Origin of the sequence: Yersinia similis (assembly GCF_001053095.1) — a bacterium.
In the GTDB taxonomy this organism is placed as follows: Bacteria; Pseudomonadota; Gammaproteobacteria; order Enterobacterales; family Enterobacteriaceae; genus Yersinia; species Yersinia similis.
On sequence record NZ_CGBP01000014.1, the window covers coordinates 38,611 to 57,053 of the forward strand.

Below are 18,443 nucleotides of genomic sequence, written 5' to 3' on the forward strand. Positions count from 1 at the left end.
TTTATATTGGGCAGCGTCCCAGTATCGTGGAATTAGCAGAGTGTTTTCTCTTCGATGAATGTGGTAACCAAATCCATCAATTCCTTCGCTGTTGGCTGAGCCAGTGCCTGCTCTGCCAACACCTTCACATCTTCGAAATTCGTGTTACGGATAATTTTCTTGATGCGTGGGATCGAAATTGCACTCATGCTGAACTCATCCAGCCCCATGCCCAATAACAACAGTGTAGCACGTTCATCGCCAGCAAGTTCACCGCACATACCGGTCCACTTACCTTCAGCGTGAGATGCATCAATAACCTGTTTTATCAGGCCCAATACTGATGGTGACATTGGATTATAGAGATGAGAAATCAGCTCATTGCCACGATCTACTGCCAGAGTATACTGAGTTAGATCGTTTGTCCCAATACTAAAGAAGTCAACTTCTTTAGCTAAATGGCGAGCGATAACCGCCGCCGCTGGTGTTTCAACCATTACACCGACCTCGATAGTTTCATCAAAGGCCTTATTTTCTTCACGTAGCTGGCTTTTCAGCAGTTCAAGTTCTGCTTTCAGTTCACGGACTTCTTCGACCGAAATAATCATCGGGAACATGATACGCAACTTACCAAACGCCGATGCCCGCAAGATTGCCCGCAGTTGTGCGTGCAGAATTTCTTTGCGATCCATAGCGATACGAATGGCACGCCAGCCAAGGAATGGGTTTTCTTCTTTCGGCAAGTTCATATACGGCAGATCTTTGTCGCCACCGATGTCCATTGTGCGGACGATAACTGCCTGAGAACCCATAGCTTCTGCTACGGCTTTATAAGCCTGGAACTGCTCTTCTTCTGTAGGCAGAGAGTCGCGGTCCATGAATAGAAATTCGGTACGATACAGACCAACACCTTCAGCGCCATTACGCTCAGCACCGGCGATATCACGCACAGTACCAATGTTGGCAACCACTTCAACCTGATGACCATCAAGGGTGATAGCTGGCAGGTCTTTCAATTTAGCTAATTCATTCTTTTCGGTGATGTACTGGTTTTTCACCGCTTTCAACTGCTCGATCACATCGGCAGTTGGATTCAAATACACTTTGTTGTTAACTGCATCGAGGATCAAGTAATCATCATTCTTGACCTGCTTGGTCACATTACTGGTGCCAACGATGGCGGGTAATTCCAGAGAACGAGCCATAATCGAGGTGTGAGAGGTACGGCCACCAATATCGGTGATGAACCCTAACACTTTATCCAGATTAAGCTGTGCGGTTTCTGACGGTGTCAAATCGGTGGCAACCAGAATGACTTCATCCTGAATCGCACTCAGATCAACAATGTTCAGACCAAGAATATTTTTCAGCAGGCGTTTACCGATGTCACGTACGTCAGCGGCACGTTCTTTTAGGTATTCGTCATCTAATTCTTCCAAGGCTTTTGCCTGGCCTTCAATGACAGAATAAGCGGCTGCATCAGCAGAGGCATGCTCATCTTTGATGAGGGCTATGATTTCCTGCTCAAGCTCTTCGTCTTCCAATAGCATGATATGCCCTTCGAAGATGGCAGCTTTCTCTTCGCCTAGGCTTACACCAGCTTTGGTCTTAATCGCTTCTAACTGCTCAGCCGCTTTGGCGCGCCCAGTTTTGAAACGCTCGACTTCCTGCTCCACTTGGTCAGCAGAGATCTTTTTCCGGTTGATGACAATCTCATCTTCTTTCAGTAGAAGTGCTTTACCAAAAGCGATACCCGGTGATACTAAAATGCCTGAAATCATAACCCTACCTTACTCTTGACTGGTGTTAACTAAAAAAGAGCGCGTTGATTACTCAAGCTCTGCCATCAGTTTTACCAGATGCTCAACCGCTTTTTTCTCATCTTCACCTTCAGCAGAGATCGAGACTACAGTACCTTGGGTCAGGCCTAAAGTTTGCAGTTTAAACAGGCTCTTGGCACTGGCACTTTTACCGTTTGAGGTCACAGTAATTTCAGAGGTAAAGCCTTTCGCTTCTTTAACGAACTGAGCAGCAGGACGGGTGTGTAGACCGTTTGGAGCAGTAATAGTAACTTCTTGCTGGAACATTGTGTTTCCCCAACTGATTGGATTTATGTTGTGAGGCTAAAGTTTAGTGTAAATTATAAACTTTAGCCTGTGTATTGGTGTGCGCATTACTAACAATTAGCATTACTAACGATACGCATAACTAAACAATATAGGGCCTGCGCATGACTATGCCTTAACCATTGGCAACTCACAAAGACAGTTTTAGATTCTGACTTGGGTGCAGATCTAAACGACCCTATCGTATCTAAGGATAATGCTCTCTTTGCATTATGTCTTCAATCTGCGTTTAGTCATGCCATCTTTTGTTGTACTGCAAAATAGATAAATCGATTCAGCCTTAGGTGTGACTGAAACGCGATTAATTTCGCGTATCAAAATAATTACCCGTTAAATACTAAACCCGAAGGGTAAAATCAATCTTTATGTAGTAAAAACTTTGATGTACTCCACAAAAAAAGCACCCGAAAGGGTGCTTTTTTTGCATTTAGTGCGGTAGCCCAGACTACTGTTGCAGCTCTTGCTCTGTGAACAAATCTGCGAACAATGCTGTACTTAAATACCGTTCACCCGAGGAGGGAAGAATAACCACAATTGTTTTGTCAGTAAAGCCTTCCTCTTCTGAAAGCTTAACTGCGGCAGCAACGGCAGCACCTGAAGAAATACCAGCTAGAATGCCTTCTTCATCCATTAAACGGCGGGCCATCGAAATAGCTTCGTCATTGGTTATCAGTGCTACACGATCAACCAGACTCAAGTCGAGGTTACCGGGGATAAAACCCGCACCAATACCTTGGATTTTATGCGGACCAGGTTTGATTTCCTGACCGGCCAGCGCTTGGGTAATCACGGGGGAGTCAGTGGGTTCGACGGCAACAGTCGTGATGGCTTTGCCTTTGGTGTTTTTAATATAGCGGCTGACACCGGTCAGGGTACCGCCAGTACCTACCCCAGAGACGAAGACATCTACATCACCATCAGTATCTTCCCAGATTTCTGGGCCGGTGGTTTTTTCATGAATTTCAGGGTTAGCCGGGTTACTGAATTGTTGCAAGATAAGATAGCGTTCTGGATCGGTTGCTTGAATTTCTTCCGCTTTGGCAATCGCGCCCTTCATCCCTTTAGCACCTTCGGTAAGTACCAAATTGGCTCCCAGTGCTTTCAGCAACTTGCGGCGCTCAATACTCATGGTTTCAGGCATGGTAAGGGTTAATTTATAGCCGCGTGCAGCGGCGACAAATGCCAGGGCAACACCCGTATTCCCGCTGGTTGGCTCAACCAGTTCTTTGCCTGCAGTAAGAATGCCCCGTTTTTCAGCATCCCAAATCATGTTGGAACCGATACGGCACTTCACACTGAAACTTGGGTTACGCGATTCAACTTTCGCCAAAATACGTCCGTTGCCGATACGGTTCAGTCGAACCAGCGGCGTATGGCCGATTGTTAAAGAATTGTCTTCATATATCTTGCTCATAGCCCGTCCTTTAACTCTATGAAAATGTAGGGAACGTTCAAATCATACGCGAACAGTATGGCTATGGAAGTAAGTAATTGTTATATCGATATGTTATTAAGAAATAAGTTTTAATCCCAATAACAAGGGCGTGTTAGACACGCCCACTGAAAATGATCATGGCAGTTGAATAAACTGGCTGCGATAGCGATCAACCCACATGGCGGTAGCGCCACAAACGGCCACTGGCATAATCACCAAGTTTAGGAAGGGTATCATGGTGAATAAGCTCACCAGAGCACCAAATTGCAAGTTATCGACTTTATTCTGACGCAGCGCAATGCGCATCTGTTGGAAACTGACTTTATGGTTATCAAAAGGATAGTCACAGTATTGGATCGATAGCATCCAGGCACTGAACAAGAACCATAATACTGGAGCCACTGTTTGACCAACGCCAGGGACAAAATAGAGCAGTAACAACACGAGCGCTCGTGGTAAGTAGTAAGCCAATTTGCGCCATTCTCGCGCCATGATACGGGGTAAATCTTTGACGATCCCCCAAATTCCCGTATCGGGTAGGGGCTTTCCGGTCAAACTGGCTTCCAACTGTTCAGCCAGCAAGCCATTAAACGGTGCTGCAATGATATTGGCGAGTGTACTGAACAGATAACTGAATACCAGCAGTAGTGAAATCACCATCACTGGCCACAGTAAGTAACTTAGCCATTGCAGCCAACTGGGAATATGGCTCATTAACTGTGGAACCCAATCACCTATCCGATTGAATAACCACCAAAAAGCCCCCCCCATTAGTAGAATATTCACCAATAAAGGTAAAATAACGAATCGCCGGATGCCAGGGCGAGAGATTAGTTGCCATCCTTGAGCAAAATAAGAGAAACCACTCACTTTATTACCGCCTTTTTTACGTATGTCATGCCATTCCGTTCACTATAATCTTATTGACCGGTGTATCATATCGGTATGATTTCCCACTGCATAGTCGTATTTTGTGCAAAAATTAAGCGAAACACCTAGCATAATCATCTTTCTTCGAAGAAAATTGAGCACGGACTTGCACTTGTGTTCGTTGGGAAATAGAGTTAAAGGGTGAATGTTTGCCGCGGTGGCAATGTATTGGAACAACAGAGATAGTAATGATGCAGGATTTGCGTCTGATATTAATCGTTGTTGGCGCGATCGCCATAATAGCGTTGTTATTGCATGGTTTGTGGACCAGCCGTAAAGAGCGCTCTTCACTTTTTCGCGATCGCCCAGTTAAACGTACAAAACAAGAACGTGTTGAAACCCCGATCGAGAGTCTCGATGAAGGGGTAGGAGAAGTGCGCGTCCGCACGTCTCACCCACAAGAAAAGTCTTCATTTAATCATCTTGATGATGATGACGATGAAGTGCCGGTTATTCAGCATGCTGAAACAAAACCGGCTCAGGCTAAGACGGCATCTCGTCAGACGCCTTTTGCTTCAGTACAAACAGATTATGACGACCCGCTTTTGGGGGGGCTATCTGCTGAACAACCACCGCATGACTTATCGCGTGATCCTTTGCTTGGCACGGTTGATGAATCTTATTCACAGCTGCAACACGCAGAGCCACCGCATGTGGAAAAACCTGCACCTCAGGTGGCTTCACAACAGCATGTGGAATCTCAGCAAGAGCCAGTCGCTCCAGCACCCGAAGCGAAACCACAAAAGCTAAAAGAAACTGTTTTGGTGCTGCACGTCGCAGCGCATCACGGTGGTGTTATCGGTGGTGAGGTACTACTGCAAAGTGTTCTTCAATCTGGTTTCCAGTTCGGCGAGATGGGTATTTTCCATCGCCATCTTAGCCCTGCAGGCAGCGGGCCGGTCTTATTCAGTCTGGCGAATATGGTAAAACCAGGTTCATTTGACCCTGACACTATGTCTGATTTTTCAACGCCCGGTGTTTCAATGTTTATGATGGTACCGTCATACGGCGATGCGAATCAGAACTTTAAATTAATGCTGCAATCAGCCCAACGTATTGCCGATGACGTCGGTGGTGTGGTGTTAGATGATGAACGCCGCATGATGACCCCGCAGAAATTGGAATCGTATAAGGCGCGTATCCGTGAAGTGCTGGATGCGAATACAATTGCTTGATGATCTTTTTTTATAAAGCGATTGCCTCGTAATAAACCGAATTAACCCGAACCCCCGCATGCCGGGGGTTTTTTATCTTTGGTGATGAGCTATGGAATCGATAATCCAACAAATTAATCAACTAAGAACTTCATTGCGCCATCATGAACATCAATACCATGTACTGGATACCCCTGAGATCCCTGATGCTGAATACGACCGTATGATGCAACAACTGCGTGATTTAGAGGCACAACATCCTGAACTGGTGACCAATGACTCTCCGACGCAACGGGTTGGTGCCGCGCCTCTTGATGCCTTTGAACAGGTGAAGCACGAAGTACCGATGCTGTCTCTTGATAATGTGTTTGATGAAGAAAGTTATCTGGCCTTTGATAAACGGGTACATGACCGGCTTAAAACGGCGGAACCACTGACATTCTGTTGTGAGCTGAAACTAGATGGTCTGGCTGTCAGCTTATTGTATGAAAATGGTGAGTTGGTAAGGGCTGCGACACGTGGTGATGGCACTACGGGGGAAAATATTACTGCTAATGTGCGTACTATCCGCGCAATTCCACTGCGTCTACATGGGGATAATGTTCCGCACCGTGTAGAAGTCCGTGGCGAGGTTTTTATGCCACAAGCCGGTTTTGAACAACTTAACGAAGAGGCTCGCCGCAAAGGAGGGAAAGTTTTTGCCAATCCACGAAATGCAGCGGCTGGATCGTTACGCCAACTTGATCCCCGTATTACAGCCAAACGGCCACTAACCTTCTTTTGCTATGGTGTTGGTCTACTGGATGGCGGCGAGATGCCCCGTAGCCACATTCAGTGTCTGATGCAATTTAAGGCATGGGGGTTACCCGTAAGTGAGCGGGTGAAACTCTGCACTGGCAGTGATCAGGTGATTGCTTTTTATCGTCAAATAGAACAAGACCGTACAGGCTTGGGCTTTGATATTGATGGTGTGGTGATCAAAGTTGATGATCTTGCTTTACAAGAGCAATTGGGTTTTGTTGCGCGTGCCCCACGCTGGGCGACGGCATTTAAATTCCCTGCGCAGGAACAGATCACACAAGTCCGTGAAGTAGAATTTCAAGTGGGCCGTACCGGTGCGATTACTCCCGTAGCTCGTTTGGAACCGGTTCAGGTTGCAGGCGTGATTGTCAGTAATGCGACATTGCACAATGCCGATGAAATCGAGCGCCTTGGTTTGCGTATTGGCGATACGGTCATTGTGCGCCGTGCGGGGGATGTGATCCCACAAGTTGTTGGTGTAGTCATGGAACAACGGCCTGATGATGCCAAGGAGATCACCTTCCCGAGCCAATGCCCGGTGTGTGGCTCCGATATTGAACGGGTGGAGGGGGAGGCTGTTGCCCGCTGTACTGGCGGCCTGTTCTGTGCCGCACAGCGTAAAGAGGCACTTAAACATTTTGTCTCCCGGCGAGCACTGGATGTAGACGGTATGGGCGATAAAATTATCGAACAGCTGGTCGAGAAACAGTATGTTGAAAATCCAGCTGATTTATTCCAACTGACCGCGGGTAAATTGACGGGGTTAGACCGGATGGGGCCAAAGTCTGCGCAAAATCTGATTGCGGCGCTGGAGAAGGCTAAACAGACCACCTTTGCACGCTTCTTGTATGCCTTGGGGATCCGCGAAGTGGGCGAAGCGACGGCCGCGAATTTAGCCGCTCACTTCCGTACTCTGGATAATCTGCGTGCAGCAGATATTGAGGCGTTAAAAAGTGTGCCGGATGTCGGCGAGGTGGTGGCTAAACATGTGATGAACTTCCTCAGTGAGGAACATAATCAGAAAGTCATCGAAGAACTGGAGAAAGTGATCAGTTGGCCTGAGCCGCAGCAAATCGTAGTCGAGGAGATCGACAGCCCATTCGCTGGAAAAACTGTAGTCCTGACGGGCTCATTGACGATCCTTTCACGGGATGAAGCGAAAGACCGCCTGACAGCATTAGGCGCAAAAGTGAGTGGCAGTGTCTCTAAAAAAACGCATCTGGTGATCGCCGGCGAGGCGGCTGGTTCTAAACTGGCGAAAGCGCAGGAACTCGGAATTAAAGTTATTGATGAAGCTGAAATGATCCGTTTGCTGGGTGAATAATCCTAACGCCGGGGGCGATATGGAAAAAGAGAATTTGATTGAGATTGCGAATACCCGAATGCCTTTTGGTAAATACCAAGGGCGGGTGTTGATCGACTTGCCGGAAGAGTACCTATTATGGTTTGCGCGCAAAGGTGAATTTCCGCAAGGCAAACTGGGGATGCTGATGGAGATGACATTAGCGATCAAGATAGAAGGGCTAGACAGCTTAGTGAATCCGCTGAAAATTGGCTAAATCTGGCTAACAAATGGCGATGGAAAGACCAACTCGAAATGATGAACTATAGTAGGCCAGCCATCGCCATTTCACCACGTAGTATCGTACTTCACCACATAGTAAGGTACAAAACGCCATCAGATATAAACGTTAATCTGATTCTGCGCAGAGGGGCGATTTACCCCATCAGCTGTAGGTGTACTCACCGTATTGTTGTCACTTTCTTTGGTTTTATCTACGTCATCAGACTGAATTTTGGCAATTTCAGCGCGTAGCGCAGCAATTTGGGTCTCAATCAGTTGCTGCTGTTTTTGTAATTCATCAGTGCTCAGATCCGTATCTTTTAAGGCACTTAATTGTTCTGTCAGTTTTTGGAGCTGCTGATTAAGGGACTTAATTTGTGCCGCTGTACTGCTCTCAGAAGTGCTGCTACTGGTGACTGAAACTGATGATGCAGAGATTGTATTCGACATTATTATTCCTCAGAAATACATGAGTGGAATAATGCTTATCGACGGGCAGATATTAACCTTTAACGTTTGAAGTGACTTTTACACAATCTTATCACTTGGCTATTTTGGGGATAGCTAAGGAACTACATGTAAATTTGGCCAATGTTGTAGCCAGCTTTTGCTGTTGACCCGTTGATAAAAGGTCGTTAGTTCGCCATTTTTTGGATTTAGTGTGACCGTTAGGGCAAAAAGCGCAGCTAAACCAAGAGGGGAAATTAACTCAATGTCGCCCTTATCTGTGAGTCTGGCGCCAATAGCGGTTTCGATTTCAATCCAATAGCTGATGGCATCTTCAGTGCTGGTATATGGCAGGCGGTCGCTATGCAGATGCATCCTCGCCTGGTTTTTCACAGACCAAGGTAATCTGTTTTTCTGAGCCGTTTGCTTATGAAGCAATAGCGCCTCTAGCTGTAAATCATGCTGCTTACTGATATCTTTCTTATCGAAATAGACCAAATCAATATCATTCAGTGGAGTTGGGGAAAGATATCCATGCAATTGATCCCACACCAGATTACGGACAAAACCTGCCGCCAGGCACCACTGGTTTAACCCTAGTTCACGAGCCGCATACAGTGCCTGCATACGATAAGGGTCAGCTCGTAGCCACTGAATAATTTGTTGATGTGGATCCATTCTTAATCCTCATAGTAATCAATATCATTAATATGAAGACAGGATAGCAGTAATCGATAACGGTATAGAGGACTGGTTAATTTTCACAGTCAGTTTTAGCGGTTCGGTTTTACGTTTATCGATGATGTAACGAGGGAAGGGCCTGTCGGCGCTGAAAAGCAAAAAACCGGCCAGAAGCCGGTTTTTTAAAGGGTGGTGGAGCTAGACGGGATCGAACCGTCGACCTCTTGCATGCCATGCAAGCGCTCTCCCAGCTGAGCTATAGCCCCACAAATGTGGTTGTTCGTACTGATTTATCTATGTGTCCCCAATTTATTCATTTGATTGTTCAATCAAACCAAGAAATGTGGTGGAGCTAGACGGGATCGAACCGTCGACCTCTTGCATGCCATGCAAGCGCTCTCCCAGCTGAGCTATAGCCCCAATGCGCACATAATAAATCGTGTGAACGGGGCGCATGATATGAGACACCCGAAACTGTGTCAACGGCTAAATCGATTTCTCGCGTTAAGCGCTGAAAAAGCGGTCAAATCAGCCTGCAAATAACATAATAAATGGAATGATGTTCACAACTTTGCTGTCACACCGCTGCTGCTATCAAATACCAAAAAGGCGACCAGCGTGGCCGCCTGATAACACTGAAAATGATAAATTCTACTGTTGAGATTCGCGTTCGCTGATAAAGGCCAGAGCTTTATCAATACGTGCCAGCGTGCGCGCTTGACCGATAGCATGAACAGTCACATCCATGCCGGGTGATTGACCAACGCCTGTCACGGCAACACGCAATGGCATCCCCACTTTACCCATACCGACACCTAATTCATCCGCAGTACCCTGAATGGCGTTGTGGACGTTCTCTGTGGTCCATTCGGTGATGGCGGCGAGTTTAACTTTAACGGCTTCCAAAGGCTGGCGGGCAACGGGACGCAGGTGCTTTTTAGCGGCATCTACATCAAATTCGTCAAACTCTTCATAGAAGTAACGGCAGGACTCCGCCATTTCTTTCAGTGTCTTACAACGTTCGCCCAGCAGTTTTACTATCTCAACGAGTTCAGGGCCATTACGTGTATCAATACCCAGTTGTTCAACATGCCATGAAAGATGTACTGCAACCTGTTCAGGTGGCAGGCTGTTGATATAGTGATGATTCAGCCACTGAAGTTTTTCGGTATTAAAGGCACTGGCTGATTTACTAACGGCATCCAGGGTAAATAACTGGGTCATCTCTTCAATAGAGAAAATCTCTTGGTCGCCATGGGACCACCCTAAACGGACTAAATAGTTCAACAACGCTTCCGGTAAATAACCATCATCACGGTATTGCATGACGCCAACAGCCCCGTGGCGTTTAGACAGTTTTTTGCCATCATCGCCCAAAATCATTGAGACGTGAGCATACTCAGGTACTGGTGCACCTAATGCTTTTAGAATATTAATCTGGCGAGGTGTGTTGTTAATATGATCTTCACCACGGATAACATGGGTGATCTCCATATCCCAGTCATCAATCACCACGCAGAAATTATAGGTTGGGGAACCATCAGTCCGGCGGATGATCAAGTCATCCAGTTCCTGATTGCTGAATTCGATTGGCCCACGAATTTTATCATCGAAAATAACAGAGCCTTCCTGCGGGTTACGAAAACGCACTACTGACGGCTCATCAGCGCCATGAGTACATTGGCTGTCACGACAGTGACCATCGTAGCGGGGCTTCTCACCGTTAGCCATTTGAGCTTCACGCAATGCTTCCAGACGTTCTTTAGAGCAATAGCAGCGATAAGCAGTACCGGCATCAAGCATTTGGTCAATAACGGCGTTGTAGCGTTCAAAACGCTTGGTTTGGAAATACGGGCCTTCATCCCAATCCAGGTTCAGCCAGTTCATACCATCCATAATGGCGTCGATAGCTTCCTGTGTAGAGCGTTCAAGATCGGTGTCTTCAATACGCAGCACAAATTCGCCGCCTAAATGGCGGCTGAATAGCCAGGAGTAGAGCGCAGTACGCGCGCCACCAACGTGGAGATAGCCGGTAGGGCTAGGTGCAAAACGGGTTTTGATTTTCATTGGGATTGATGCCTTATTACGCTACGCCTGCCCGCAGAGGCTGACAGTTGTTCGAAATTCTAAAAAGTAGGCGACATTCTACCACTGTGTGGTAATTCCTCAACGACGTTACCGACCTGCAATTGATGATTACTGACATACATGGCTAAAGAGACGTCTGTGACGGTGATAAATCTCGCATCCTGTTTAAATTTGCGGCGAACGATTGTTTTCGTTTTAAAAACCGTTGACTCACTTCGAACTATCCCTATAATGCGACTCCAACAACACGGCGGGGCGATTAGCTCAGTTGGTAGAGCATCTCCTTTACACGGAGGGGGTCATCAGTTCGAATCTGGTATCGCCCACCAAGCTCGACGTGTTGTGCAGTAGAATGAGATAGATGAGGGCGATTAGCTCAGTTGGTAGAGCATCTCCTTTACACGGAGGGGGTCATCAGTTCGAATCTGGTATCGCCCACCACTCATCTCTCATTGATAGAAATAGTAAGAAATAAGTAGTAGAAGTGGGCGATTAGCTCAGTTGGTAGAGCATCTCCTTTACACGGAGGGGGTCATCAGTTCGAATCTGGTATCGCCCACCACTTCTTTTACCTATCAGATTATATAATGGGTCGTTAGCTCAGTTGGTAGAGCAGTTGACTTTTAATCAATTGGTCGCAGGTTCGAATCCCGCACGACCCACCATTATATCTAGTACCTCAAAAACTCCCCACAAACTTAAAAATCGCATACTATACATGTCGTGTGGGTGACAAAATTGTATGGAACAATTTTGAACAACACTTGTGTTGGCCCGCAGGGCGAGTATCAGGATGATACGAGTAAAACCTGCGTTCAGGTTCGAGCCGAGCGAAGCGAGACAGCAACGCGTCAGCGTTGACCCGAAGGGCGAGGCCAGAGGCCGGGTAATCCCGCACGACCCATTATTATAAAGCCTATCAATCTCACTTATTCCGTCTCTACCTATTTCCTGTTCACTGCCCCATGATTTTCAGCTTACCGACCTAAATACCCTAACCTTTCGCCCCCGAGGATAATCACTCGGAAAAATAATTTGATGCTGAATTATAGATACAAAAAAGGCGCCGTAGCGCCTCGTTAAGAGATAGTTCATCGGTACTTAGAGCACAAGGCCCGCGATAGAAGCAGACAGCACACTGACCAGCGTGGAGCCATACAACAGCTTCAGACCAAAACGGGAAACCACGTTACCTTGATGCTCATTCAGGCCTTTAATCGCACCGGCGACGATACCGATAGAAGAGAAGTTGGCGAATGAAACCAAGAATACGGACAGAATACCCACACTGCGTGGTGAAAGTTGAGAAGCGACTTTCTGCAAATCTATCATTGCCACGAATTCGTTAGAAACCAGTTTGGTTGCCATGATACTCCCGACCTGTAAGGCCTCATGGGCAGGGATACCCATCACCCAAGCAAACGGGAAGAACACATAACCCAAAATTCCCTGGAAGCTAATACCGAATAGTAAGGTGAATAGAGCATTCACCGCAGCAATCAACGCGATAAAACCAATCAACATGGCGGCAACGATAATGGCGACTTTGAAACCGGCCAGAATATATTCTCCCAGCATTTCAAAGAAGCTTTGGCCTTCGTGCAGATTACTCAGTTGCAAATCTTGTTCTTCGCCCACTTTGTACGGGTTGATCAAGGACAACACGATAAAGGTACTGAACATGTTGAGTACCAAGGCGGCGACTACAAACTTCGCATCCAGCATGGACATATAAGCGCCAACAATGGACATGGAAACGGTCGACATTGCTGTTGCCGCCATGGTGTACATGCGTTTTTCAGACATCTTGCCCAAAATATCTTTATAGGCAATAAAGTTTTCAGATTGCCCGAGAATCAGTGAACTGACGGCGTTGAATGATTCCAGTTTGCCCATACCGTTAACTTTGGACAGTAATGTACCGATCACACGAATGACGATTGGCAAGACTTTGATATATTGCAAAATACCGATTAATGCAGAAATAAAGACAATAGGACACAACACTCTTAGGAAGAAGAACGCGAGACCTTTATCACCCATATCATTAAAGACAAAATCGGTACCGGCGGCTGCAAATCCTAGCAATGTGTCGAAAAACCCTGCGAATCCTTTCACAAAACCCAGTCCAGCTTCCGAATGGAGGAAGAAGTATGCCAGCAACACTTCTATAACCAACAATTGAATAACAAACCGAATACGGATGCTTTTACGATCTTTACAGATTGCCAAAGCCAATATAGCCACCAAAACGAGGGCTAACGCAAACTGCAGAATATGGGACATATGTGCTCCAAATTTGAGGCAGGCGAGATTTTGGTGGTCATTTTATGTAACGGCCACATTAAAAACGAGATGTATGCCACAAATATAAAAACTCACTTTCATAAATGCAAACAAATTAGTGGGCTTGATCACATAAAAAATTATGTTAATAATCTGTATGGTAAGTAGCATAATCACGCAATTTATAAATGATTGTAGTTATAAATAATTGTAGTAATCCGTTCTGAAAATAGCGATCTAGTAGCGATGTAGTAATTAACATAATTTTTTCAAAAATCAGGTAGTAACGATCAGGAACGGCAAGTTATTCAGTGCGGCTATTCATTTGGCATCTACTAGCAAAAAAAAGTAATTTTACCATTACAAATGCGCTTGATAATTATTCTCATTTAAATGATAGTAGGAGTAAAACAATAACCGTGCACTTTCCAAGGGGTAAGCCTGATATGCTGAATGGCCGTGCTGTCGATACATCTCGTCGCCCATTAAGGAAGATTAAACTCTCCTTGATGGGGCCTGCCTTTATTGCTGCCATTGCTTATATCGATCCCGGTAATTTCGCGACTAATATTCAGGCGGGGGCCACGTTTGGCTATACTTTGCTATGGGTTGTCGTGTGGGCCAACGTCATGGCGATGTTAGTCCAACTGCTGTCCGCCAAACTGGGTATTGCTACCGGTAAAAATCTGGCTGAGCATATCCGTGACCGGTTCCCTCGCCCAGTCGTATGGGCTTATTGGGTGCAGGCCGAAATTATCGTGATGGCGACCGATTTGGCTGAGTTTATCGGGGCGGCTATTGGTTTTAAGTTACTGTTTGGTGTGACGTTACTGCAAGGAGCGGTGCTGACCGGTATTGCCACCTTTCTTATTCTTATGTTGCAAAATAGGGGGCAAAAGCCTCTCGAATTGGTAATTGGTGGGCTGCTATTGTTTGTCGCCGCGGCTTATATTATTGAACTGATTTTCTCTCAGCCAGATATTGCGGCTCTTGGCCGTGGGATGCTTATCCCAAATTTACCTGATGGTAACGCCGTATTTTTAGCCGCAGGGGTGTTAGGGGCGACTATCATGCCGCACGTTATTTACCTGCATTCAGCATTAACACAAACAGGGGGGAAAGAGTCTAAAGCTGAACGTTATGCCTCAACCAAGTTTGATGTAGCGATTGCCATGACGATTGCAGGCTTTGTTAATTTAGCTATGATGGCGACCGCCGCTGCGGCTTTTCATTTCAATGGTTATGAGAGCATTGCTGAAATCGAAGAGGCTTATGTAACCTTGCAGCCTCTGTTGGGTAATGCTGCGGCCACTGTTTTTGGTTTGAGCTTAATCGCCGCCGGGCTTTCATCAACGGTCGTGGGTACGCTGGCGGGGCAAGTGGTCATGCAAGGCTTTGTGCGGTTTTATATACCAATGTGGGTGCGCCGCACGGTCACCATGTTGCCTTCTTTTATCGTCATTTTAGCCGGGATGGATGCGACACAAATATTGGTGATGAGCCAGGTTTTACTGAGCTTTGGTATTGCGTTGGCACTGGTGCCATTATTGGTTTTCACCGGTAATAAAGAATTGATGGGGGATCTGGTTGATACAAAAACCACCCAGGTTTTGGGTAAACTGGTTGTCTTGGTTGTGGTTGGATTAAATGCTTATTTACTGATTAGCCTACTTTAGACCCAATAATAAACCGTGTCAGGCGCGTTGCCCCGGTAATAATTCCATGAAAACTGCCTGACAGTCTTTATCGAGTCATGACAACGTCTATTTAGTCATCATGACGATGACCTCGCCCTTTCTTGTTGTAATGCTTTTTGCCATGTTTGTTGCCATGCTTGTCGTATTTCCAGTAACGGCCCTCATGGTTGTAATAATTTTTCTTCCACCATCCCCTGTCTTGCCAGCGGCGACCATCCCAGTAATGCCCATTGCGGTTACGTTCACCTAAATTTCGTCCCTGATGGTCCTGCCACCATTGGCGATCGCGCCAATCATAGCCATCCCAATAATTACCACGACGATCTTGTTCACCAATTTGCAAAGAAATGCTGGGTAACAATTCAATGCTTTCCGCATTCGCCACGGGGGTTAACGGTAACCAGGCGAGTATCGTGGCCAATAATAACGGCTTTAACATTATTGGCTTCAATATTGTCGGTTTAAAAATACCCGTATTTAACATCTTTTATCCTTGCTCGGCCTTATTGGCAATGATGTCATCTTAAACAGTGCATTGACGATTGACGTTCGGATAAAACTGTAAAATAAAGTTTTAAGATTTATCTGCATGGGCGATAGCCAGCAGTCAGGGCACCTGAAGTGCCCTAATAATATGTTTGATGGGAAAGTGTCTAGGCTAAAATACGTTCGATAGCGTTGATTTCTTCATCACTGAAGTCTGTATTGGCTAACATGCCGATAGCATCATCAATCTGGCTGATTTTGCTGGCACCAATCAGCGCAGATGTGACTCTCCCACCACGTAACACCCAGGCTAAAGACATCTGTGATAATTTTTGTCCACGATCGAGGGCCAACTCATTCAGTTGGCGTATTTTGAGCAGTTTTTCAGGTGTGAGTTGTTCAGGACTCAGGAATTTGCTGTTACTGGCTGCACGTGAGTCTTCTGGTATACCTGCCAGATAGCGATCGGTCAATAAACCGCCTGCCAACGGAGAAAAGGCAATAGAGCCAACACCATATTCATCCAGCGTATCTTGCAAGTCTGCTTCAATCCCGCGTTCAAACATCGAATATTTCGGTTGGTGAATCAGGCAAGGAGTGCCGAGTGCGAGTAGAATTTCACACGCTTGTTGTGCTTGCTCTGCGGGATAATTAGACAAACCTATATATAGTGCTTTGCCCTGACGCACCAGTAGGTCCAATGCTGCCATGGTTTCTTCCAGCGGCGTGTTGGGATCAGGGCGGTGGTGATAGAAGATATCGACATAATCCAACCCCATGCGTTGCAGACTTTGATTGATACTGGCAACCAGATATTTCTTCGACCCCCAGTCACCGTAAGGGCCGGGCCACATGGTATAGCCTGCTTTGGAGGCGATAATCAGTTCATCACGATAAGGGCGCAGGTCTTGTTGTAGGATGCGGCCAAAATTCAGCTCAGCAGAGCCGGGGGGCGGCCCATAATTATTAGCTAAATCAAAGTGGGTGATGCCATGATCAAACGCTCGGTGGATCAGGTTACGGCTGTTTTCATACCGCGTGTTGTCACCAAAATTATGCCAAAGACCGAGAGAAATGGCTGGGAGCTTTAACCCACTGCGGCCACAACGATGATACTCCATCTCTTGATAGCGAGAGGAACCTGCTTGATAAACCATGATGGCCTCTATTAGTGATAGCGAACGGCATTAGTGATAGCAAACAATAATAAAAATAAGCAATATTTTAGTGTATGCGCTTTCGTCGGTTGTGTAAGTTGTGGCGATCACAGTGCTAATCAGAGCGTTATCGTAATTAGCGTGGTGAGTTAGTGCTTTCCGTTAATTGATCTAATAGCCAATAGCCTGCAGGTCCTGGTGGGTTTTTTTTCGACCAAACCGCATCAATAGAGATCATTTTTGGCCAACCTTGCACTGGCAAGGTCACCAGTTTCTGACGCCCGAATTGCTCGACTAGCCAACGGGGTAAGATAGCCCAGCCAAAGCCTTGCTCAGCCATCTCTAGCAACATCAAATAACTGGGGGCGGACCATGTCAAACCTTGAGATTGATTATGATCAGTACGGTTATAGGTATTCAGACATAGCTGACGCGTGGTGGCCAATTGCTCATTTTTCAGGTGCGGAAGGGCTGTCAGAGGATGACCGCGTAGCACAAACACCGCCATTTCAGTCTGTGCGGCCAGCCGAATAGACGCAATATCAGGGGGATAGCGTTCCTGCATTTCCACGACACCAATATGGGCGCGCTTGAGCTGCAAGAGGTCAATGACATCCTCATCTTCGGCAACCAAACACTCGAATTCGACATCAGGGTAGCACTGCTCAAAACGGTGTAGCAGATTTTCATGATGTGCTGGCTGATAATAAGTGTCTGACAGGACGAATGTTAATCGTGTCTCAACTTGACCGGCCAGACGGATAGATAAATCAGTCAGGCGCTCACTGGCGGCCAAAATCTCTTGTACGTGAGCTAATACTCGGCGGCCATGATCGGTTAACACTGGCTGACGGGCTTGTCTGTCAAATAAGGTTAAGCCAAGGTCCGCCTCCAGATTTGCGATAGCAGTACTGATGGTTGATTGGCTTTTGCGTAGCTTACGGGCTGCCGCTGAGAAAGAGCCAAGGGCCGCAGCCTCAACAAAAGCAATCAATGCTTCAGGAGAATAATGCATAATGTATCTATTTTATCGATGGATTCTATTTTTAATCTATCTTAAAAAGCGATGATAATCACCTGCAACAAGGTGTTATTAAACTTATTTAAGTAGGTATTTTATGCAAGTCCATCACAAATCTTTGGTTGAACGGGTTATCCATGCTATCGGCTTTGAGGTGATTGCCGTCGCTATTTGTGCGCCGGTCGGGGCATGGCTATTAGATCGTTCAATATTACAAATGGGTACGCTGGCGGTGCTTCTCTCTTCAATCGCGATGTTGTGGAACATTGTTTACAACAGCCTGTTTGACTATTTTTGGCCTGTCAGCCGGGTAACAAAAACGCTCAAGGTACGGGTATTCCACGCTCTGGGGTTTGAAGGTGGCTTTATTCTGATGGGCTTACCTGTTGCTGCTTTTGCGTTAGGGGTCTCAATGTGGCAGGCGTTAGTGCTTGAGATTGGTTTCTTCCTGTTCTTCCTGCCCTATACGATGTTTTATAACTGGATGTATGACAGTTTGCGGATGCGGATTATTCGCTCCCGCCAGGCAACTGAATTGAAACTCGCCTCAGAAAATCGGCGTAGCTCACGCTAAATTTTTTCTTTGTCCCT

Annotated in this window: 16 protein-coding genes, 6 tRNA genes and 1 other RNA gene; 10 read left to right on the plus strand and 13 right to left on the minus strand. The window is 46.3% G+C overall.

Annotation, left to right across the window (positions count from 1 at the left end; translation table 11 throughout):
* Positions 1 to 32 precede the first annotated feature (32 nt).
* The 4 genes from ptsI to cysZ all read right to left on the minus strand — a co-directional run bounded on the left by ptsI (position 33) and on the right by cysZ (position 4,410).
* Complete coding sequence (ptsI, locus tag AC971_RS12020; RefSeq protein ID WP_025384428.1) at positions 33 to 1,760, minus strand: phosphoenolpyruvate-protein phosphotransferase PtsI; 1,728 nt, start codon at positions 1,758 to 1,760, stop codon at positions 33 to 35.
* 48 nt (positions 1,761 to 1,808) lie between these two features.
* A complete protein-coding gene (gene ptsH, locus AC971_RS12025; protein WP_002208488.1) occupies positions 1,809 to 2,066 on the minus strand; it encodes a phosphocarrier protein Hpr in 258 nt (85 codons plus the stop codon).
* A gap of 484 nt (positions 2,067 to 2,550) precedes the next feature.
* Positions 2,551 to 3,519 carry a cysteine synthase A gene (gene cysK, locus AC971_RS12030; RefSeq protein ID WP_025384427.1) on the minus strand — a complete coding sequence of 323 codons (969 nt, stop codon included), beginning with the start codon at positions 3,517 to 3,519 and terminating at the stop codon, positions 2,551 to 2,553.
* Between the two features lie 156 nt (positions 3,520 to 3,675).
* On the minus strand, positions 3,676 to 4,410 hold the full coding sequence (cysZ, locus tag AC971_RS12035) for a sulfate transporter CysZ (RefSeq protein WP_025384426.1): 735 nt from the start codon (positions 4,408 to 4,410) through the stop codon (positions 3,676 to 3,678).
* Between the two features lie 248 nt (positions 4,411 to 4,658).
* Between cysZ and zipA the strand changes: the two genes are divergently transcribed.
* The 3 genes from zipA (at position 4,659) to AC971_RS12050 (ending at position 7,984) form a co-directional block, all read left to right on the plus strand.
* Positions 4,659 to 5,645, plus strand: coding sequence for a cell division protein ZipA (gene zipA / locus AC971_RS12040; RefSeq protein WP_025384425.1), 987 nt, complete (start codon positions 4,659 to 4,661; stop codon positions 5,643 to 5,645).
* A 91-nt stretch (positions 5,646 to 5,736) separates the two neighbouring features.
* Entirely contained in the window at positions 5,737 to 7,749 is a 2,013-nt protein-coding gene (gene ligA / locus AC971_RS12045; protein ID WP_025384424.1) for an NAD-dependent DNA ligase LigA, read from the plus strand.
* Between the two features lie 19 nt (positions 7,750 to 7,768).
* On the plus strand, positions 7,769 to 7,984 hold the full coding sequence (locus AC971_RS12050; RefSeq protein WP_025384423.1) for a DUF3820 family protein: 216 nt from the start codon (positions 7,769 to 7,771) through the stop codon (positions 7,982 to 7,984).
* A 119-nt stretch (positions 7,985 to 8,103) separates the two neighbouring features.
* On the opposite strand, the gene AC971_RS12055 is transcribed toward AC971_RS12050, so the two are convergent.
* The 5 genes from AC971_RS12055 to gltX all read right to left on the minus strand — a co-directional run bounded on the left by AC971_RS12055 (position 8,104) and on the right by gltX (position 11,184).
* On the minus strand, positions 8,104 to 8,439 hold the full coding sequence (locus AC971_RS12055; RefSeq protein ID WP_025384422.1) for a FlxA-like family protein: 336 nt from the start codon (positions 8,437 to 8,439) through the stop codon (positions 8,104 to 8,106).
* A gap of 114 nt (positions 8,440 to 8,553) precedes the next feature.
* Positions 8,554 to 9,114 carry a nucleotidyltransferase family protein gene (locus tag AC971_RS12060; RefSeq protein ID WP_025384421.1) on the minus strand — a complete coding sequence of 187 codons (561 nt, stop codon included), beginning with the start codon at positions 9,112 to 9,114 and terminating at the stop codon, positions 8,554 to 8,556.
* 193 nt (positions 9,115 to 9,307) lie between these two features.
* Positions 9,308 to 9,383: transfer RNA gene (locus tag AC971_RS12065), tRNA-Ala, on the minus strand.
* A 78-nt stretch (positions 9,384 to 9,461) separates the two neighbouring features.
* Positions 9,462 to 9,537: transfer RNA gene (locus AC971_RS12070), tRNA-Ala, on the minus strand.
* Between the two features lie 231 nt (positions 9,538 to 9,768).
* Positions 9,769 to 11,184, minus strand: a complete 1,416-nt coding sequence (gene gltX / locus AC971_RS12075) for a glutamate--tRNA ligase (protein ID WP_025384420.1) — start codon at positions 11,182 to 11,184, stop codon at positions 9,769 to 9,771.
* 274 nt (positions 11,185 to 11,458) lie between these two features.
* Here gltX and AC971_RS12080 point away from each other — a divergent pair.
* The 5 genes from AC971_RS12080 (at position 11,459) to AC971_RS23075 (ending at position 12,112) form a co-directional block, all read left to right on the plus strand.
* Positions 11,459 to 11,534 (plus strand) — tRNA-Val (locus tag AC971_RS12080).
* A gap of 36 nt (positions 11,535 to 11,570) precedes the next feature.
* Positions 11,571 to 11,646: transfer RNA gene (locus AC971_RS12085), tRNA-Val, on the plus strand.
* A 45-nt stretch (positions 11,647 to 11,691) separates the two neighbouring features.
* A tRNA-Val gene (locus AC971_RS12090) sits at positions 11,692 to 11,767 on the plus strand.
* A gap of 27 nt (positions 11,768 to 11,794) precedes the next feature.
* Positions 11,795 to 11,870 (plus strand) — tRNA-Lys (locus AC971_RS12095).
* 117 nt (positions 11,871 to 11,987) lie between these two features.
* Positions 11,988 to 12,112, plus strand: a non-coding RNA gene (locus tag AC971_RS23075) — RtT sRNA.
* Between the two features lie 194 nt (positions 12,113 to 12,306).
* Here the strand turns inward: AC971_RS23075 and AC971_RS12100 are convergent.
* On the minus strand, positions 12,307 to 13,491 hold the full coding sequence (locus AC971_RS12100) for a NupC/NupG family nucleoside CNT transporter (protein ID WP_025384419.1): 1,185 nt from the start codon (positions 13,489 to 13,491) through the stop codon (positions 12,307 to 12,309).
* A 446-nt stretch (positions 13,492 to 13,937) separates the two neighbouring features.
* Here AC971_RS12100 and AC971_RS12105 point away from each other — a divergent pair, with 446 nt between their 5' ends.
* A complete protein-coding gene (locus AC971_RS12105) occupies positions 13,938 to 15,167 on the plus strand; it encodes an Nramp family divalent metal transporter (RefSeq protein WP_025384418.1) in 1,230 nt (409 codons plus the stop codon).
* A gap of 91 nt (positions 15,168 to 15,258) precedes the next feature.
* Here AC971_RS12105 and AC971_RS12110 read toward each other — a convergent pair whose 3' ends face one another.
* From AC971_RS12110 to AC971_RS12120, 3 genes are all read right to left on the minus strand, one after another.
* Entirely contained in the window at positions 15,259 to 15,627 is a 369-nt protein-coding gene (locus tag AC971_RS12110) for a DUF2502 domain-containing protein (protein WP_328286610.1), read from the minus strand.
* 214 nt (positions 15,628 to 15,841) lie between these two features.
* Positions 15,842 to 16,831 (minus strand): aldo/keto reductase, encoded by a 990-nt coding sequence (locus tag AC971_RS12115; RefSeq protein WP_025384416.1) that lies wholly within the window; start codon positions 16,829 to 16,831, stop codon positions 15,842 to 15,844.
* A gap of 136 nt (positions 16,832 to 16,967) precedes the next feature.
* On the minus strand, positions 16,968 to 17,846 hold the full coding sequence (locus tag AC971_RS12120) for a LysR family transcriptional regulator (RefSeq protein ID WP_025384415.1): 879 nt from the start codon (positions 17,844 to 17,846) through the stop codon (positions 16,968 to 16,970).
* Between the two features lie 103 nt (positions 17,847 to 17,949).
* On the opposite strand from AC971_RS12120, the gene AC971_RS12125 reads away from it, so the two are divergent.
* Positions 17,950 to 18,426, plus strand: a complete 477-nt coding sequence (locus AC971_RS12125; RefSeq protein ID WP_025384414.1) for a multidrug/biocide efflux PACE transporter — start codon at positions 17,950 to 17,952, stop codon at positions 18,424 to 18,426.
* Positions 18,427 to 18,443 lie beyond the last annotated feature (17 nt).

What these genes read in the sequence shown, in the direction of transcription:
- cysK (WP_025384427.1), bottom strand. Translation starts at nt 3,519, where the DNA reads ATGAGCAAGATATATGAAGACAATTCTTTAACAATCGGCCATACGCCG.
- AC971_RS12060 (WP_025384421.1), bottom strand. Translation starts at nt 9,114, where the DNA reads ATGGATCCACATCAACAAATTATTCAGTGGCTACGAGCTGACCCTTAT.
- gltX (WP_025384420.1), bottom strand. Translation starts at nt 11,184, where the DNA reads ATGAAAATCAAAACCCGTTTTGCACCTAGCCCTACCGGCTATCTCCAC.
- AC971_RS12100 (WP_025384419.1), bottom strand. Translation starts at nt 13,491, where the DNA reads ATGTCCCATATTCTGCAGTTTGCGTTAGCCCTCGTTTTGGTGGCTATA.
- ligA (WP_025384424.1), top strand. Translation starts at nt 5,737, where the DNA reads ATGGAATCGATAATCCAACAAATTAATCAACTAAGAACTTCATTGCGC.
- AC971_RS12050 (WP_025384423.1), top strand. Translation starts at nt 7,769, where the DNA reads ATGGAAAAAGAGAATTTGATTGAGATTGCGAATACCCGAATGCCTTTT.
- AC971_RS12110 (WP_328286610.1), bottom strand. Translation starts at nt 15,627, where the DNA reads ATGTTAAAGCCGTTATTATTGGCCACGATACTCGCCTGGTTACCGTTA.
- ptsH (WP_002208488.1), bottom strand. Translation starts at nt 2,066, where the DNA reads ATGTTCCAGCAAGAAGTTACTATTACTGCTCCAAACGGTCTACACACC.
- AC971_RS12120 (WP_025384415.1), bottom strand. Translation starts at nt 17,846, where the DNA reads ATGCATTATTCTCCTGAAGCATTGATTGCTTTTGTTGAGGCTGCGGCC.
- AC971_RS12055 (WP_025384422.1), bottom strand. Translation starts at nt 8,439, where the DNA reads ATGTCGAATACAATCTCTGCATCATCAGTTTCAGTCACCAGTAGCAGC.
- AC971_RS12105 (WP_025384418.1), top strand. Translation starts at nt 13,938, where the DNA reads ATGCTGAATGGCCGTGCTGTCGATACATCTCGTCGCCCATTAAGGAAG.
- zipA (WP_025384425.1), top strand. Translation starts at nt 4,659, where the DNA reads ATGATGCAGGATTTGCGTCTGATATTAATCGTTGTTGGCGCGATCGCC.
- AC971_RS12115 (WP_025384416.1), bottom strand. Translation starts at nt 16,831, where the DNA reads ATGGTTTATCAAGCAGGTTCCTCTCGCTATCAAGAGATGGAGTATCAT.
- ptsI (WP_025384428.1), bottom strand. Translation starts at nt 1,760, where the DNA reads ATGATTTCAGGCATTTTAGTATCACCGGGTATCGCTTTTGGTAAAGCA.
- AC971_RS12125 (WP_025384414.1), top strand. Translation starts at nt 17,950, where the DNA reads ATGCAAGTCCATCACAAATCTTTGGTTGAACGGGTTATCCATGCTATC.